The following is a 16,886-nucleotide window of genomic DNA, read 5'->3' as shown; positions in this document are numbered from 1 at the left end:
ACTATGTGTTGCCATTGTTTTAATCGTTTTTTGCGCTGGACGTTACGGTGCAGCTGACTTCTATTTCTCGGTTGAATGTTTCGTAGAATGCCTGTTTGTTTTGGATTATGCTCCATTCTTCAAAGCTGCAGTCAGTATCCGAGTAAAATGAAAGCAAAATTTTGCCATTATCTTCTTCAATAAACTCCGCTTTCTTCACAAGACCACTATGGCTTCGGTCAAGCTTCTCAGCAAACCTCAAAAAAGTAGAAAGAACCGCAACTGCCTCCTTCGTCTTCTCATCCATGTCCTTTGTTTTAAGGGCTTTTTTGGTGGGCAACTTTTTGCGGTGAAAAAGCGCAATGTTAGCCATTTCCATGATTTCTTTTTTGTCAAAACCTGGCAATCCCGCGTTGCAGATAATGTAGTGGGAGTGGAGGTGATGACTGCTAAAGGAAAGAAAATCGCCTACATCATGTAGCATAGAGGCGTGCTGTAGCAGTTCTCTTTGGCTATCGCCAAAATCGTGTAACCCGATTTGTTTAGCGCTGTCAAAAAGCTGCAGTGCCAGAGCCGTCACGGTTTCTGCGTGTTTCTCATCAAAATTGCATGAGCGCCCCAAATGTAGCACACTGCGGTTTCTGGCGGGGGTTTTCTGCAGTTCACGGAAACTCTCAAAATTAGAAAGGTAATCAATCAGCATTCCATCCCGAAGTTCTCGGTGACTAATGCATATTTCTTCAAGCCCAAAATCTTCCATAACAGCTTCAATTATTGCTGCCCCTGCGATTATGATGTCTGCCCTGTCAGGGTTGATTGCGGGTAACTGTTTTCTTTTCTCAAGAGACAGCGAGCACAAGATGGGCACTAATTTTTTGAGGTTTTTGCGTGAAAGTGATGCGTTGCCGCAGTTTCCGTTACCGTTTTTCTTAAAGAGTTTGTTTGAGACTTCAGCTAAGTTTATGATTGTTCCCGAGGAGCCCCATGCTCTTCTAACACCGTACTCGAGAACGCGGCTTTTTACAACCTGCATCTTTTTAGATGCATACTGTTTAATCTGTTTGTAAATGTTTAATGAAACATGTCCAGTCCAGCCTTCCCCAATAAAATCCGACGTCAACCGAATAGCGCCCAACCGTAGACTGTTGGCGTAAAAGCTTTCATACTGATTTCCAATAGCGATTTCAGTGCTTCCGCCGCCTAAATCAACAAAAATCGCTTTTTCATCGCCAATATCTACCCCACTTGAAACGCCCAAATAAATCAGGTGTGCTTCTTCCTGCCCAGAAATAACCCTAACAGAAAGTCCAGTTTCATCCTTTAGCTTTTGAAGGAACTCGGCTTGGTTTTTTGCTTCCCTAATCGCGGAGGTTCCAACAGCAATTATATCGCTTGCACCGTACGTTTTGGCTAAACTGACAAATTTTCCACAGACAAAAACAGCCCGTTCAATCGCTTCAGGTTTTAGCTGGTTGTCTTTGAATTCTTGCTCGCCGAGTCTGATGACTTCTTTTTCTTGGCTGATTATGGTGTAGGATAGGTTTGGGTTTATTCTCACCACTAAAAGGCGTACGGCGTTGGTGCCTATGTCCACGAATGCGACCACTTTATCAGTTTTTGAGGTTACTTCCATGCGAGCACCAATTTTTTGTCAAAGACTTTTTCAAACAAATCCTTCTTCTTATTAAAAGCCTCTTCTTCCAGAAGAGATTTTGTACCTGATTTGCATTCAACAATGACTTTTTTTGTGCTAACGTTAAAACTTATGCTTTCCACAGATGCTTCATGAGTGTAATCCAAGCCGTCAGCAACCCGCAGAAAACTAGCCAGTGTCGTTACCTTTACTACTAAGTCGCTGTCTAATGATGCAAGATTGTAATGTTTAGCTTTAGGCAAACCCTTACGGTGATACCGCGCTATACACGCGATTACCTGTCTGTCCTGTGAAGCCAACGGCAACCGCGTTTCATCTAAGATAAGCTCCATTGACTTTTTATGGTGCCCCCCACCCGGCTTTGATAAGCCGATGTCATGCAGAATTGAAGCACATTCAAGCCAACACCGTTCCCTATAGCCGAACATATGCAGGTCAGTTAAGCCATCAAAAAACTGTAGTGCAAGCTTGGAAACTTGAGTGTAATGCTCGGTGTCGGGCCAGTATTTAGCCGCAAAATACCTGCAGGAATTCGCGGTTTCCTTGGGGTTTATGGTCATCATTTCGTGCCGTTTTCTGTCATCTTCCAGTACTTCATCTAAGGAAATACCCCTAAGAAGCATCTGTGCAAAACTCTCAGGCAAGCCCTTCTTTCGCAATGCTTTTGCCGCAACCGTCACATCATAGTTTAGGCGGATAAGTTCCACTTTGAAGGGGTTAAACCACAAAATCGCATACGCCGTCTGCGGATTACCATCGCCTGGGCGTCCCACACTTCCTGGATTAACAAAACACACATCTTTTACCTGTTTTTGGAACTGCTCATGTGAATGCCCAACAATTATCACGTCCGCTTTTGCGTTTTCAGCTAAACTTTTTAGTTTTTCAGTTGGCGTTTTTTGGGTTAGGTGTTCGTTGATTGATTTGGGGCTTCCATGAGTGATGAGCAGTTTTTTACCTGCAACTTCAAAACGTAATTCACGAGGCAACGATTCAAGGTAGCACTGGCTTGATTTAGAGAGTTCTTTTTTGGCAAATTTGTAGGCGACTCTTTTTGGTCCTTTAACGTTGACTTTTCCCTCTAAAACTTCAAGGTCATAATTTCCCAAGACCCCAAACACGCCTTTATCACAAAGCAACTCAACAACCTCGTTTGGGAAAGCGCCATAACCCACGGTGTCGCCTGCATTAACAAAAACATTAACTCCCCGCTTTTTGGCATCCTCAAAAACGCATTCCAACGCGTGAAAATTACCGTGAATATCTGATATAACCCCGATTGGACCTTTATGCGTTGACAGGGTTTGCTGGATTTGTGTTTCAGTCAATGTTGATTCCGCCGCGCTTTCACTTCTTAAATTATTAAAGAAATCGTTTTTCTTGTTTTCCTCCCACAATTTGACAAACGCGCGGTAATTTTGCAGCCTTTGTCTTTTAAGGTAGAGCAGGAACTTTCGCAGTGAGCCTTCAAGCTTGGCGCTGTCTGGTTTTTTTCTTTTTGCCGCAAGTTTTTCTATGAATTGTGGGATGTACTCAATCCAGACTTCATTGTCATGTTTTTCGCCGAGAAGGTCTTGATATTTTTTGATTGTTTCAATCTGTTCTTTCAGTTGATTCTGGTAGAGGGGCGCAAAAAACTCCATGGTGTACCGTAGCTTTTTGGCGGCAATTCGCATTTGATGATGCTTTTTGTTCTTGTTTGAAAAATGAACAAACCTCTGATTGGCTAAAAACTCGTCCAGCCTAAAGGAGATGTACCAGCGGCTTCTTGTGAGAACTTGAGAAGGGTCAAATGGTTGGTTAGCTTTTTCAGTTAGGGTTTGCCTGCAAAAAAGCGATATTTCCCATAGCATGTCTACTGCTTTAAGTATGTTGAGTTCGTGCTCAATTTTGGGTTGAATGCTGCTACGGCGGTTTTTATGGTCTGAAAGCATGATTTCAAGGGCTTTTTTTTTCTCGGGGATTAAATTTTTTTATGTATTCTTCTATGAAAATTATTTGGACATCAAGGTCTCTGGCTTCCCCCAGCAGACGCGTTACCTTTTTTATTTCTTTAAACCATTTCTTGTATTTATCTTCGGGAAAGCAGATTTTGAACAGGGGCAGGGCGGCTCTTAGTTTTCGGGAGGCAACTCGCGTTTTATGCACGCACTCTACATCCTTGTTTTCGATGACGCCGTCAATGTTGCTGCCAAAACTTTCTAGTAATTTGAGAATTGTTTTTGAGCCGAATTTGCAGTAGCTGGTGTCTAAATCACAGGTCTTGGATGTAGTCGGCATACTGGTGCCATACTCCCCTGTTTTGAATTAGCCAAAACTGCGAGTTCACGCTTCGTTCGCCCTCTTTAGGTGTAATCCTCTCGTATGTGCCGTTAGAGAGAAGTCTGCGGGCTTTAATGTTGTCTTTTAAGTGGATTTTTAGCATATTATCAAGGATTGCTTTTCGAATCTGCGGGTCAGGTACGCTGAAGAGGACTTCAACACGCTCATTGAGGTTTCTGAACATCATATCTGAGCTGCCGATTAGGACCTCACTGTTTTCACCATTTTGGAAATAGTAGATTCGGGCATGCTCAAGAAACCGGCCAACAATAGAAATAACTGAAATATTGTCGCTTACACCCTGTATGTCTGGTCTTAAACAGCACAGTGCCCTCACGTTTAATTCGATTTTTATGCCTGCCATTGATGCCCGAAAAAGCGCTTTAATGATGTCTTTTTCTTCCAGATTGTTTAATTTAAAGGCTAAATAGCCTTTGCCTGTTTTGCGGTGGAAGGCAATTTCTTGGTCAATTCGTTTAAGAATTTCGTTTTTAAGCGATTTAGGTGCAACAAGCAAATGTTTGAACTCTTTTTCTTGCAACCCGTTAATCAGGATGTTGAAGAGGTCTTCTAGTTCTCTGCCCACCTCTTGGTTAGCCGTTAAGTAACCAATATCGCCATAGATTTTGGCTGTCACAGAGTTATAGTTTCCTGAGCCGATATGCGAGTACCGCACCAGCCCCATTTTCTCATTGCGCACTACAAGGCACAGTTTTGCGTGCACCTTAAAATTTGGAAAATTATACACCGTGTTAACACCTGCTGCCCGAAGCTTTGAAACCAGCTGGATGTTATTTTCTTCATCAAATTTTGCTTTTAACTCGATTATAGCAGTTACTTTTATGCCTTTTTGGGCTGCATCCATAAGCGCGCTGACAACGGGTGATTTCGCGTCCATGCGGTACATGGTGATGCAGATTTCAACAACGTCGCTGTCATTGGCTGCTTCTTTGAGAAAATCAACAATCACCTCAAAACTGTCGTAGGGATGATAAAGTACAATGTCTCTTTTGGCGATTGTTTTGAAAATATTTTTCTCAGGCGTAAGCAAGGGCAGAATCGAGGGTAAAAACGTTTTATCTTTAAGGTCAGGACGATTTATTTTCATTAACTGCCAAAGGTCAACCAAACCCAAAGGACCGTCAAACTCGTACTGCACGTAATCAGGCAATTCCAAATAATTTGACAACATTTCTCTGATTGGTTGTGGTGTGCGTTTGTCAAACTCTATCCTTGTCGGAAAACCTGTTTTTCTATCCGAAAGCCCCTTCTGAACTGAATCAAGAAAATCTGAAGATTCATCCATTATGATATCAATTTCCCCGTTTCGCGTCACCCTAAACGGATAAGCAACCAGACTTTTCTCGTTGGGAAAGAACATGTCCAAGTTGTTTGCTATTAAATCCTCCAAGAAAACATAATCATATTCCATTAGGTTTTGAGGTTCAGGTTTTGGCAGGTACGTTTTTCGGGGAATCAGAATTAACCGACCAAATTTTTCAATAGGCATCGGAAGTATACAAAAAGAGTCCTTGTTTACAAACCCTGACACGTAAAGCGTAACACACAAGTTCTCAATGTTTTCGCTGTCAAAACCCTGTGCGGGGATTGGAAAGTTTGGGATAACCTCTGTTTTAAGGAACTCACGAAGGTTTTCTCTCCATTTTTCTGGTAACTCCACAAATTTTCGGATATGGATATCTTCTGTGGCCAAGGCAGGGATGAGTTCGTTGTTCCAGCAGTCCGCGTGGCTTTGTATCAGTGGCAGAATCTCTTTTCGTGTGGCTTTGATTTGCTCAAAAAAGGTCATCCCGTCCATGGATCGTTCTTGGGAGTTTTTGTTTATTTTTTTAATCATTCTGGCAACGCGTGTCATGAAGAACTCGTCAAGGTTGCTTCCGCAGATTGCGATGAACTTTACCCTTTCCAGCAGTGGTTGCCACATGTCACGTGCTTCTTCAAGTATGCGGGCGTTAAACCTTACCCAGCTAAGTTCCCTGTTAATGTAGAAGTCAGGGTTGTCAAGCATGGTTTCCTGTGATAACAGGTCTTTATCTTGTGAGTTTAAATCATCGTCAATTAGCACGTGCTGTGACCCTACCAGAAACCTGTGTTGCTATATTCTGTGCATATCATTAGGGCAAACGCGTTTTTATTGTTTATCAAATTTACTGGTTTAGCAACGTTTGTGTTTAGGTAATTCGTAGGCATCCCTGACTCTTGGTTTTTGAACTGCAAAAGTTTCGTACATGAAGAGTGGCATTTTTTTATCCATTTATTATTTTCACTCTGCATTGATTTTTTGTGTTATTTGTCATTAATGCTTCGAAAATAGACTCTATAGTTGTATATATGCTATATAGCAATGGTTAAATCTTCTAACTGTAACTAAAAATATATGAACTCATCAACTTTAAAGGAAAAAGGCTTCAAGGAATTTACATCCATCAAGTCATTAACCTTCTCATCTATACCCGCCGACAAAAGCGGCGTCATCATTCTAATTGATTCAACAATTACAGGAAAAAACCCCTCTGATATCCTCTACATAGGCAAATCCAAAAAACCCGCCAAAAGAATCTTCGGCGGCTACCTTGCAGGATACGGCAGCAAATCATCCAGAAAAATACATTCAATGCTAACAAAAGATGGCTGCATGGAAAAAGTTTCAGTAAGCTGGATGGAAAGCGACAAGCCAAAAGTAGCCCAACAAGCGCTACTTGAGAACTTTAAGAAAGAACACGGTAAATACCCCGCTTGGAACACTCCAAAAAAGCCAGTTCAAAAACCCAAGCCCGTTGCTGCAGCCAAACCTGTTAAGAAGAAACCTGCCCAAAAACCAAAACCCAAAACCGTTCCCTAAACTTCCTTCTATCTATTTTGTTTTTCATAATAATGCCGTATTAACTCGTCAGTTGACCAGGTAAAGCAATCTTTTTCTTGGAAACCCAACATTTCTGCATATTTTCTTATTTCTTTGAGGCTACCTTCTATTTCCATAAACTCTGGAATAAACCCGTAGACTCCTCCATACTTATCAATATCAAAACGAGCACCCTCAAACTTGTAGCTGGTTCGGTGTTTTTGCATTTCTCCAGTAACTTCTAAACCAATTTCCTGCAAAATTTCGGTTATTGCATCCGCATCTGAAACATTAACTGAAACCTCTTGAGCGACCTTAGCTTTTTCCTCAAACCGCGCCTTCTTAAAAGTTAACTCAACCTTTTCAGGCTCTTTCCTCAAACGCAACACATTTCTTTTTTTTCGGATTCTGCCATCTTGAAAATCAAAAAACAACGTTAACAATTCTCCATCAAACACTTTAATGGCACCCAAAGCTGCCAGAGTTTTTTCGATTTTTTCTCTGTTAACTTCTAAAATTTTCACTTCAGTTTCTTTCATACATACCCGAAGAGCCTTTTTAAGTTAAAAACTTCGCGGAACCCAAAAACTCTGCCAGTTTAGTAAAGACGGGAAACCGGTACTACGTGTTGGAGAACTTCAACTCTTGTATTGTTTCCTTTTTTAATTATTTGATGTTCAAGCTCACATACAGGGCACATAATTATGTCGTAGTCGGAAAAGATTTCAGTGTGTACCTCAAAATTCTTCTGACAGCCTGCACATTTAACCTTCATCTTTTTCACCTACCGCGTGTATTATTTTCTTGGTTTGGCTTCTTGGATGCAGGCTTCAAAACATTGAAGTTGAATATTTTGCCCTTCTCGGACAGTGATGCAGTCAATTCCGCAAAGTGGGCAGGGTACAAATTGGTGTTCTTGAACCGCGTCGAACTCAAATTCTTCCAAACATTCTGGACAGGTAAACGTTACTGTTTCTAACGCTTTTATCATTGTTATTTCTCACCATAAAAAATAAGGCTGGCATCAAAATAAGAAGTGCTGACATAAAATTAAGTAACTATATAGATGCCTGAATAAGTGATAAGTGCTGCAAACTATGAAAAAGAATCGATGCAATTGACAGTTTTTACGTATTCAAAGCCTCTTTGGGTCTGCCAATATAAAAGGGGAAGGAGCTGTCGATAGCAAAGAGGGTTAGTTGGTCAGTTGTTGTCTTGTTCTTCTTTAGGTTCTGTCTGCGTGTCCTCGCTGGTTAGTTGCCCTTCTATGTTTACTATTTTTTCTCTTATCGTTTCAAAGTATTTTTTAACCACTTTCTCTTGCTCCTCAATTGACAAGTTAAGAATCCCCAAATCTTTGACAAGCTGTTGCTTTTCTAAATTAAGCGCAATTCTCATGGCTTGGATTTTTTCGACACTGCTTGAAATTTTAGACAACTGAGCCAGTACTGTTTGGGACCCTTGTTCCTGAAACAGTGTAACGTCAATTTTTGGTTCTTCAGGTAGTTTAGCTTCCATTACGGGGGCTGAGGCAATCTCTGGTTGCAGAGTTGGCGTGAAGGGGTTGTCTGGTGGCGGAGAAGAAGTTAATGTTGTGCTTGAAACTGGTAAGCTTGGCATAGCAATGTCCAGTTTTCCTGTGGGTTTTCTTCTAAGGAAAAAGAACAGTGCCGTAAACGTGAATATTCCCGTTGCCACTAAAAGCCACGAAAATAGGCTAATCGCATTTTCTTCTGGAGGTGTTGCTGTTGGCGTTGGTGAAGAGCTACTGCTTGGAGATGAGGTGGGTTCATTATGCATGCTTAATGTTGAGAATGTTTTCGTTTTATTTTCAGCCACTGGGATGCTTATGTTTTCAAAAGTTCCTGAACATATTCCCACGTTAATTTTGGTTAATCCTTCTGGGGTGTTATTGGGGAGTTGAATGGTTGCTGGGACTATGGTGGTGTTTTGCTGTATTTGGACATTTTGAAGGCTTGTTTGGTTTACTATTTTGCCTGTGGAATCCTCCATATCAACATTTATGTTTACAGTTTTTGCTTGAGCTTCCTTGTTTTCGATTGTAATTTGCGTTTCAATTATTTCGCCTGTGTAAAAGCTTGTTTGACTTTCTCCCTCTATATCTATAAGGCGAATAGAAGTGATTTCCATACTCCAATCTGCATTAAAACTAACATCCTCCTCCAACGTCCCATTTTCAGTCTGTATCACAGCAATGCCTGTCCAGTTGCCTGTGAATGGGTCTTGACCTTCAATCGGAACGCGGAATGACCATGAAGCCACACCGTTGGCATCCGTGCTTATGATTCTTGTGATGTTGACTGCTTTGCCGGTGGCATCTGGTCCTTGAAGCTTAAATGTGACAAGCACATCAGGTTGGTTTACGCCCCCGTAGGTTACATTTGCTGTTAATTGTACCTCGTCAAAGGGGTGAGTTGTTGCTGTTCCGTTTTGAATCTGGAGGTTTAGTCCCCACTCTTGTGGTGTAGTGTCACAGTTAACGGGATTTACGGTTTGAATAATGCATAGTGCTAAAGACAGCACTAGCAAAAGGCTTGTTATGCATTGTTTTTTCATTTTTTTCATGTTTTTTCCTCATGTTTGCCCAGTTATTTTTTTATTTAAACGATTTCTAAGCCACAACCCAGTAATGCAAATAATCATGAAAATTCCTATTAGCACAGATGCGGCGGAGAAAGCCAGATTCTCTGCATTAGCCACGTTAACGCCACCTGAAGCCATAAGAGACCTTATCTTCTCTATCCAAACAGTCAGCGCTGGAACCTTGTCGCCGATAATATTAGTTGGAAACGCGTCTGGTATTACATGGCCTGAAGTGAGAAGAAGAACCGCGGTTTCTCCAATGGCTCCCCCTATGCCTAGGATGATTCCTGTGATTACTCCTGGGCTCGAAGCATACAAAATTATTTTTCCAATAGTTTGAGATTTAGTTGCGCCAAGGGCGTATGCGCCTTCACGATAACTTTGTGGAACAGATTTTATTGCCTCTTCGCTCACTCTTATGTTCCACGGTATAGTCATCATCATTAATGATAGGCTACCTGCCAAGAGGCACTCCTTCCATCCAAAAAAATTACAAAATATCGCGTATCCCACTAATCCTATAACAACTGATGGGATGCCAGCTAAAGTTTCTATGAAAAAACGGATGGTTCCTGTAATTTTGTTCTGTGGGGCATATTCCGATAGATAAATTGCTGAGCAAAGTCCCAGCGGGATGGATACTGCTTCACAAAGTGCAACCAGTAATAGTGAACCTAAAATGAATATGAATATGCCTCCTAAGTTCGGGTCACCTGCTAACATAGAAGTTCTAAGAAGGTCATAGCTCCATGGTCCAGTAATGAAATCAAAACTTATGTATATGGAGCCTCTAACAAACACATAAAGTATAAATCCAAAAAGAATAAAGATGCATAAAACTCCTGAGACTTGTAAGCCTAATTTAGCAATATTTTCTGTAATTATTGATGAACTGATTTTTGCCGTTTGCTGTGACTTTCTTTTATTATAAAGATTAATGGATGCTGCGACTGTGCTTAGTAAAGCAACAGGTATTGTAAACATTTGATCTATTAATCCTGTGGCAGTTAAAACAGCTGCGATTATGGCTACTCCATATGTTATTTTCCATGCCATCGGATGCGCTTCAATTAGTAAGTATCCTAATGCAAAAAAGCCAATAATGGGTACTATCATTAATGCTCCCACTATGGTGTCTTGCATATAGAAATTAAAGTATGAAACCCATCCGAAGAGATCCACGTAATCCGCTTGAGATGACATATATAGGATTTTAGAAAAGGCAAAATATGCAAAAATGCCTGCGACAATAAATATGAGCAGTCCTGCCACAATATTGTCTATTTTTTTATTCCTGAAATAGTGGCTGATTCGTTTTGGGCTAATTAATTGAGTCATTTCACTGTTCCCTCGCGGTTCCTTTTTTGGTTAAGAATCGTATAGCTATGTTTAGTAAAGCGCACATTACAAAGAGAATAAATGCTACACCACCGATTGCATACCAAAAGTTGTTTCCGGTGGTTCCTATTTCATTGTCCGTGATTTGAAGTATTAACGGTGTCAAAACGCATGTTTTGGTAAATGGGTTTAAGGTAATGGTTGGTCCATATACCACTGGCATTATCATACTTATTGCCATTACTTCACCGATTGCTTCTCCTAAACCAAGTAGAACCGAAGCTAAGATTCCGGGTTTTGCGGAAGGCAGTAAAACTTTGATGGTGGTTTGCCATTTGGTTGCTCCTACCCCCAGTGATGCTTCTCTAAGGTCATTGGGTACTCTTCTTATTGCATCTTCTGAAACTGTTGTTATAATTGGAAGCGCCATTATGCCAAGGAGGATCCAGCCTGCTAATGTGCTTACAAAAGGTTGGCCAGAATATCTAGTTAAAAGTGGTACCAGTAAAGCGAAACCTATGTAACCAATAATTATAGATGGAAAACCTGTGAGCATTTCTAAACTTGGTTTAACTAAATTTCTAAATTTTGATCCAGCAAACTCGGATAAATATATTGCACAGGGGATGCCTATGATAGCTGCAAATGCTATTGCCCCGACACCGACATAAACGGTACTAAAAATATATGGAATTATGCCATACTCTCCAGCGTTTCCATAATCAGGAAACCAGACCATTCCAAAACCGTTAGCAAACCAATCAATCAGTTGAGAATATCCGATGGATAAAATTATGCCAAGTATGGAGAAAACTATTAGTATTGAGGAAGCCGCACAAGCAAACAAAATGTATTTGATTAACTTTTCTTTCAGTGCCTTATTGTTTCCTGTTGTCGTTTTCCTCTCTCCTTGCTCTCTCCCTTATAAATACAGGCTCAAAATATCCTTGCAACAAAATATTGGTATCCTATTTATTTACAATAGACTCTATTCCATCTAAAGTGGCTATAGCAAAAGTTGCTTTTTTCATTTTTAAAATCGTTTTCTATCGATAAAACTTAGCCTAAATAGTTATACGTAATTTAAATCGACAACCAAAATATTCTCGCTACCCGATAAGACTCCTCGAACGAAACACCGGTCGTTAGCTCGAACGGAAATCGTTCAAAAACAAAAGGAGAAAGGAAACAAATTGACACCTATTAAAAAATCTATTGTTGCTATAGCTTTGATTGCATTAATGGCTTTTGCAATGGTCGGTCCAGTACAGGCTTTGCTAACATCACACGAATTAGTAACGAGAGGTTCTTCAACAGTTTATCCAGTCTCTATGGCTGCAAAAACTGCTTTTATGAACCATTATCCTGCAATTACTTCTGTTGAGGTCAATTCAGGCGGAAGCGGCGGTGCTTTTCCAGGTGTTTATCAGGTAGATACGCCTTACTCTGACGTCGGTTCAATGTCAAGGCTTCCCAAATCAACTGAATGGGCCCTATCTGGTGCTGATAACGCTCAAATCTGGTCTATAGGTATTGACAGCATTGCAATTCTTATCGGTCCTGGCAACAACTGGCTGAAAACAGACCTAACAACGCAAGAAGTTGCAGACATTTACTGCGGCGGTTACACCAACTGGGATGATCTTCCAGCAGGCTACCTTGTCGGCACTGCACCAGCAACTCCAATCGACAGAGTCGTACGCGACCTTGAATCCGGAACTACTGACTGCTTCTATAACTTCTTCCTTGACCCAGAAGATCTAGAACTTACAGACATAACTACTCCATTCACAGAACTGCCAAACAACATTGACGTTTACAACCACATGACAACAGGTGCTACTAAAGACTATTCAATTGCTTTCATCGGCATGGGCTTCCTCCACCTCGGTGGACTCTACCCAATTAACATCTACAACGCAGCCGAAGGCGAATACTACGAACCAACAGAAGCAAACGTTCTTGCAGGTCTATACACACCAATCCGCAACCTCTGGCACCTCACTGACGGCATTCCAGCAGTTGGCTCAGAAGATGCAGCTCAATCAGTTTGGATCAGCTTCATGAAACTGCCAAACGCAACCAACCCTGACTACCAAGGTGACTACGCATACGTCGAAGATCTATGTGAAGAGAACTTCGTTTCAGGTGAAGGCTACATGAACATGCTACGCGACGACTTCACAAGCGACATCAGTACAGGTAACGGAGCACGCCCAGGTCAGACTCAGTACATCCCTGACAACGCGATTTCACCATTAGATCTATACTACTTTGCAGGCAATTATGGTTCAAGCTTACTTAACCCCTATGTCGACATGAACGCTGACGGTCAGTACAGTCCTACAGACACATACATCTTTGCACGCAACTACAAGTAAACACAATCAAAGTGTATAAGCAAAAACTGAATCACGTTCCCCCTTTTATTTAGGGAAATAATAAAAAAATAAGATAAAAATAGTAAAAAATTGAAAGGAGATAAAAATAAATGAACTTTAAAATCTATAAAAGAAAAACCATAGCTACACTGTCGTTAGCTTTGCTCATAATCGTCCCACTAGTCCTTGCTAGCGTTGCTTCTGCTTCTGCAACCGGTTCAATCGATGTCTACAAGAGAGGAACTACTGAATCAACATGGACATACATGCCAAGTGATATGGGCACAATCTTCCAAGTCGGCGTCTACATTAGTGGCGCTTCTGAGGTTTGGGGTTGGGGCTTTGACACTGTTACTTGGAACCCTGACGTTGTCCACTGCACTCAGGTGAAAGAAGGCGATTTCCTAATAGATGAAGAAAATGGCGACTATAACACACTCTTCGCTGTAGGCACAATTGATAATGACGTTGGCATTATTTCTGCAGGAATTGGCGATGCTATTCTAGGTGACGAAGATGGCGCTTCAACTCTTGAGACTGGCGAATTATGCTATCTCAAGTTCGAGATTGTCGGTTTTGGCGATGCAAACATTCAGTTTAGCGGTGCAACCTTAAATGATGGCGATGTTACAGTGAACGCACCACTCGTTAACGTTACAGGACCATTCGTGGTTCCTGAATACCTCGTTGGTGCTCTTGCAGCTTTAGGCGCAGCATTCGCAGCATTCTTTGCATTCGCAGCCTTCAAGAAAAGCTTCAAATTCCCATCATTCAGCAAACACATCTAAGCTATGGAAAAGTGCTGATCACTAATTGTGATCCAGCAACCAACTTTTTTTATTTTTTAATACTTTAAGAGGTTTAATTGCTGTAACCCTTCTCACTCTCACTATAAGTCCTATATTTTATGTAGATAACGCTAATTAGAAATAGGCAACAGAAAAATTGCCAAACTCAGATTGGAGAAGGGATAAAAAATATGTTATCGCATCAAGTTATTAGCAATAGGAATAATCCAGCGTGCAAGTGGAGGCGTCAATTGATGCAAGTTTTCTCAGACCTATGGTTTATTTCACGCATAAATTCTCAGTTGATTCCGAATCAAGAAGTATCACTAAATCGGCAGAAAATAACTTTTCCGAGAGGATTCAAAAAATGAACAGAAAATTTATCGCTTGCCTTTTAATCCTGTCTGCGTTATCAATATTTCTTGCTGTGAACATAGAACCAGTTAACGCTCAAAATGCTCCTACTCTAACGTTTGACCCAGCTGAGTATACTGCTGAACAACTCAATGAAGAGTTCACAGTTGCAATCGAGATTTCATCAGTTGAACATCTTTGGGGCTGGGATGCCAACGTAACATGGGATCCAGAGTGTCTGTCTTTAGTTGGGATTCCTCAAGAAGGCTCTTTCTTTTCAGACCAAGATATTACCACTATCTATGGAGTTTTACCTGCGGAGGACTCAGTAGGATATCCTCCAGGAAAATGCACCATAGCTGATGCTGTGTTGGGTAGTCTTACTACCTTTGCAAGTGGAAGTGGAACGCTAGCAACTTTAACATTTAAAGTGATAAAACCATGTTCAGACTCTCCACTAAAACTAGAGGGTATACGTTTAATTTATGAAAGAACGGCTAATAATGAAATGGAGTATATAACTCCTTCATCAACTTCTTTTACTGCCAAAATTTCTCTTGAAGCAACTGCTGGTCCACCAATCGCTAGCGCAGGAGACAACAAAACAGTCGTACAGGGAACCCCCGTTATTCTTAATGCGTCACGAACAGTGTCTGTGGGAAATGATACCACTTATACATGGACATTTACTGATGGCACAGCCCAAACTCTAACAGGCATGATTGCTACCTACACTTTCAATAACACTGGAACATATGATATCTTGTTAACAGTTCAAGATTCATATGGCACTGATGATGCCTCAGTTACAATAAAAGTCAAAAAGGACACCACTGCATCTCCTACACCGTCTGACTCTTCACCATCTTCTACTCCCGTTGTTATTGACATTACCAAAAACTTGCCCGTTACCATCTTAGGTATTATTGTTGCAGTTACAATTATTGTCGTGGCTGGTTCAGTTTTCTGGCTCAGAAAAGCAAGATAAACTAATTTTCTTATTTTCTTCTATTTATTTATATCTAATTGGTTCCTATAACAGACCATATTCTATGTAGATAATGCTAATTTAGTAAGTAAACAAAGGAACTCTCGTTGTAGTTGATTATGTTTACCAATAAAATCAGCCATAAAAAGATAATTGGATTATTTTGCCTAACACTCCTTGTGGCATCAATGGTTTTACTATCAGTCAACAGCTTTGTTTCCGCAACCACGTCAGGAACATTTAATGTTTATCAAAGAGATACAACGGAATCATCATGGTCATACCCGGACGGGACATACACAATTGGTTCAACCACCTTTCAGGTCAGTCTCACTATCAGTGACGCTGCTGACATCTGGGGTTGGGGAATAGACCTTGTAACGTGGAATCCAGATGTCGTTAACTTAACCAAAATCAAAGAAGGTACATATCTTAGAGACAGAGACAATGGAGACTATACCACGCTCTTCGCTCCAGGCGTCATTAACAATACCGTGGGGGCTCTTCAGGGTGGGGTTGGTGATGGTATTCTTGGTGATGATGATGGCGCTTCAAGCCTTACTGCGGGTGAGTTGTGTTATTTTACTTTCCTTATTGTTGGTACTGGTGATGCAAATATTCAATTTACTGGTGCAACATTAACCGGTCCAGCATTAAGCGATGGTGTATACCCAAAAATTTCTCTACCCATAACTTCTCCAACAGTGACTGTAATTGCCCCTGTTGTGCCTGATACTGGCAAAATCGACGCTTTTACTGATAAAGGCGGAATAGGTGCAAGCGGTGGGGTTTATCGTTCGCTGGAACTTGTTAAGGCATATACTAGGCTTCTTCATTCTACTGAATCTGTTGAGGGTGTAGATGTGTCCTTTGTAGTTACTTATAATGGGACTCAATTTAAATCTGAAATAGTGCAGACAAATTCGTCTGGTTATGCTTCCTTCGAATTTAGGTTGCCTCCACCGAGTGAAATCGAGGCTGAGATGGTTGGAATCTGGATTATTAATGCGTCAGCAACTGTTTCTGGCGTGTTTTTAAATGATACTGTTGGATTTACGTTTACTCGTTCAAACGATATAATCAGCAGCGTTCAAGTTCCCTCAAGTGTCCACAAGCTAGAAAACATTTCAATAACGATACCTACACGCAGCCTGAGTAACTTCTCTTCGTGGCATCAAATAGATATAACCTTATTTGACCATGCACAAATCCCCATAAACTCATACACAATAAAAAACAGTGAAACACCGGTAAATGACACATATACTGCATCAATCTTTATTCCTCAATGGGCTTTCAATGGCGAAGCAATAGCTTATATTTGCTTATTATCTGAAAATAGTACTGCCTTAGCGGCGGAAGTGGATGTTAACTTTACAATTTTAGATAGTATTTCTACACAAGAGCCAACATCTACTACGAATCCTACTTCCACTCAACCCCCCACATCATCTCCTACTGCTGGTCCATTTCCTGTGCCGGAGTATGCTTGGGCTGGTATTGCTGCACTTTTTGTCTGTTTTGCCGCCTTTTTATCCTTTTACATAGTTTCTCATAAAAGAAAAAGTGCTTTTTTTAATAAATTTTCCATCTAAAATCTTTTATAAAAAAGAAA

The 16,886-nt window shown here is 40.9% G+C and carries 14 protein-coding genes; 5 read left to right on the top strand and 9 right to left on the bottom strand.

Going from position 1 to position 16,886, the window contains the following annotated elements:
• Window positions 1-19: 19 nt before the first annotated feature.
• Genes NWF01_08270 through ppk1 form a run of 4 tightly spaced genes read right to left on the bottom strand, consistent with a single transcriptional unit; the run spans window position 20 to window position 6,041 of the window.
• Window positions 20-1,612, bottom strand: a complete 1,593-nt coding sequence (locus NWF01_08270; GenBank protein MCW4025014.1) for a Ppx/GppA family phosphatase — start codon at window positions 1,610-1,612, stop codon at window positions 20-22.
• Window positions 1,603-3,567 carry a YfcE family phosphodiesterase gene (locus NWF01_08265; protein ID MCW4025013.1) on the bottom strand — a complete coding sequence of 655 codons (1,965 nt, stop codon included), beginning with the start codon at window positions 3,565-3,567 and terminating at the stop codon, window positions 1,603-1,605. Before NWF01_08265 ends, NWF01_08270 begins: the two co-directional genes overlap by 10 nt.
• Before the next feature lie 4 nt (window positions 3,568-3,571).
• Window positions 3,572-3,913 carry a CHAD domain-containing protein gene (locus NWF01_08260; protein ID MCW4025012.1) on the bottom strand — a complete coding sequence of 114 codons (342 nt, stop codon included), beginning with the start codon at window positions 3,911-3,913 and terminating at the stop codon, window positions 3,572-3,574.
• Window positions 3,888-6,041, bottom strand: coding sequence for a polyphosphate kinase 1 (gene ppk1 / locus NWF01_08255; protein MCW4025011.1), 2,154 nt, complete (start codon window positions 6,039-6,041; stop codon window positions 3,888-3,890). The genes NWF01_08260 and ppk1 overlap by 26 nt, the downstream gene beginning before the upstream one ends.
• Window positions 6,042-6,353: 312 nt before the next feature.
• Between ppk1 and NWF01_08250 the strand changes: the two genes are divergently transcribed.
• Window positions 6,354-6,818, top strand: a complete 465-nt coding sequence (locus tag NWF01_08250) for a hypothetical protein (GenBank protein MCW4025010.1) — start codon at window positions 6,354-6,356, stop codon at window positions 6,816-6,818.
• Window positions 6,819-6,826: 8 nt separating this feature from the next.
• On the opposite strand, the gene NWF01_08245 is transcribed toward NWF01_08250, so the two are convergent.
• From NWF01_08245 to pstC, 5 genes are all read right to left on the bottom strand, one after another.
• The gene (locus tag NWF01_08245) at window positions 6,827-7,357 is read right to left on the bottom strand and encodes a class IV adenylate cyclase (protein ID MCW4025009.1); all 531 of its coding nucleotides are present in this window, start codon (window positions 7,355-7,357) and stop codon (window positions 6,827-6,829) included.
• Between the two features lie 257 nt (window positions 7,358-7,614).
• Entirely contained in the window at window positions 7,615-7,809 is a 195-nt protein-coding gene (locus tag NWF01_08240; protein ID MCW4025008.1) for a hypothetical protein, read from the bottom strand.
• A 212-nt stretch (window positions 7,810-8,021) separates the two neighbouring features.
• A complete protein-coding gene (locus NWF01_08235) occupies window positions 8,022-9,404 on the bottom strand; it encodes a hypothetical protein (protein MCW4025007.1) in 1,383 nt (460 codons plus the stop codon).
• 9 nt (window positions 9,405-9,413) lie between these two features.
• Window positions 9,414-10,760, bottom strand: a complete 1,347-nt coding sequence (gene pstA, locus NWF01_08230; GenBank protein ID MCW4025006.1) for a phosphate ABC transporter permease PstA — start codon at window positions 10,758-10,760, stop codon at window positions 9,414-9,416.
• Between the two features lies 1 nt (window position 10,761).
• Complete coding sequence (pstC, locus tag NWF01_08225) at window positions 10,762-11,619, bottom strand: phosphate ABC transporter permease subunit PstC (protein MCW4025005.1); 858 nt, start codon at window positions 11,617-11,619, stop codon at window positions 10,762-10,764.
• Window positions 11,620-11,953: 334 nt separating this feature from the next.
• Between pstC and NWF01_08220 the strand changes: the two genes are divergently transcribed.
• From NWF01_08220 to NWF01_08205, 4 genes are all read left to right on the top strand, one after another.
• A complete protein-coding gene (locus NWF01_08220; GenBank protein MCW4025004.1) occupies window positions 11,954-13,141 on the top strand; it encodes a substrate-binding domain-containing protein in 1,188 nt (395 codons plus the stop codon).
• A 110-nt stretch (window positions 13,142-13,251) separates the two neighbouring features.
• Entirely contained in the window at window positions 13,252-13,929 is a 678-nt protein-coding gene (locus NWF01_08215) for a hypothetical protein (protein ID MCW4025003.1), read from the top strand.
• Between the two features lie 367 nt (window positions 13,930-14,296).
• The gene (locus NWF01_08210) at window positions 14,297-15,271 is read left to right on the top strand and encodes a PKD domain-containing protein (GenBank protein MCW4025002.1); all 975 of its coding nucleotides are present in this window, start codon (window positions 14,297-14,299) and stop codon (window positions 15,269-15,271) included.
• A 119-nt stretch (window positions 15,272-15,390) separates the two neighbouring features.
• Window positions 15,391-16,866 carry a hypothetical protein gene (locus tag NWF01_08205; protein MCW4025001.1) on the top strand — a complete coding sequence of 492 codons (1,476 nt, stop codon included), beginning with the start codon at window positions 15,391-15,393 and terminating at the stop codon, window positions 16,864-16,866.
• The last annotated feature ends 20 nt before the right edge of the window (window positions 16,867-16,886 follow it).

The sequence above is a fragment of the Candidatus Bathyarchaeota archaeon genome (genome assembly GCA_026014585.1).
GTDB lineage: Archaea > Thermoproteota > Bathyarchaeia > Bathyarchaeales > Bathycorpusculaceae > Bathycorpusculum.
The sequence above is the reverse complement of the archived record's forward strand: the minus strand, read 5'-3'. Positions and strand labels throughout refer to the sequence as shown.

What these genes read in the sequence shown, in the direction of transcription:
- NWF01_08270 (MCW4025014.1), bottom strand. Translation starts at nt 1,612, where the DNA reads ATGGAAGTAACCTCAAAAACTGATAAAGTGGTCGCATTCGTGGACATA.
- NWF01_08265 (MCW4025013.1), bottom strand. Translation starts at nt 3,567, where the DNA reads ATGCTTTCAGACCATAAAAACCGCCGTAGCAGCATTCAACCCAAAATT.
- NWF01_08260 (MCW4025012.1), bottom strand. Translation starts at nt 3,913, where the DNA reads ATGCCGACTACATCCAAGACCTGTGATTTAGACACCAGCTACTGCAAA.
- NWF01_08250 (MCW4025010.1), top strand. Translation starts at nt 6,354, where the DNA reads ATGAACTCATCAACTTTAAAGGAAAAAGGCTTCAAGGAATTTACATCC.
- NWF01_08245 (MCW4025009.1), bottom strand. Translation starts at nt 7,357, where the DNA reads ATGAAAGAAACTGAAGTGAAAATTTTAGAAGTTAACAGAGAAAAAATC.
- NWF01_08240 (MCW4025008.1), bottom strand. Translation starts at nt 7,809, where the DNA reads ATGATAAAAGCGTTAGAAACAGTAACGTTTACCTGTCCAGAATGTTTG.
- NWF01_08235 (MCW4025007.1), bottom strand. Translation starts at nt 9,404, where the DNA reads ATGAAAAAAATGAAAAAACAATGCATAACAAGCCTTTTGCTAGTGCTG.
- pstA (MCW4025006.1), bottom strand. Translation starts at nt 10,760, where the DNA reads ATGACTCAATTAATTAGCCCAAAACGAATCAGCCACTATTTCAGGAAT.
- NWF01_08215 (MCW4025003.1), top strand. Translation starts at nt 13,252, where the DNA reads ATGAACTTTAAAATCTATAAAAGAAAAACCATAGCTACACTGTCGTTA.
- NWF01_08210 (MCW4025002.1), top strand. Translation starts at nt 14,297, where the DNA reads ATGAACAGAAAATTTATCGCTTGCCTTTTAATCCTGTCTGCGTTATCA.
- NWF01_08205 (MCW4025001.1), top strand. Translation starts at nt 15,391, where the DNA reads ATGTTTACCAATAAAATCAGCCATAAAAAGATAATTGGATTATTTTGC.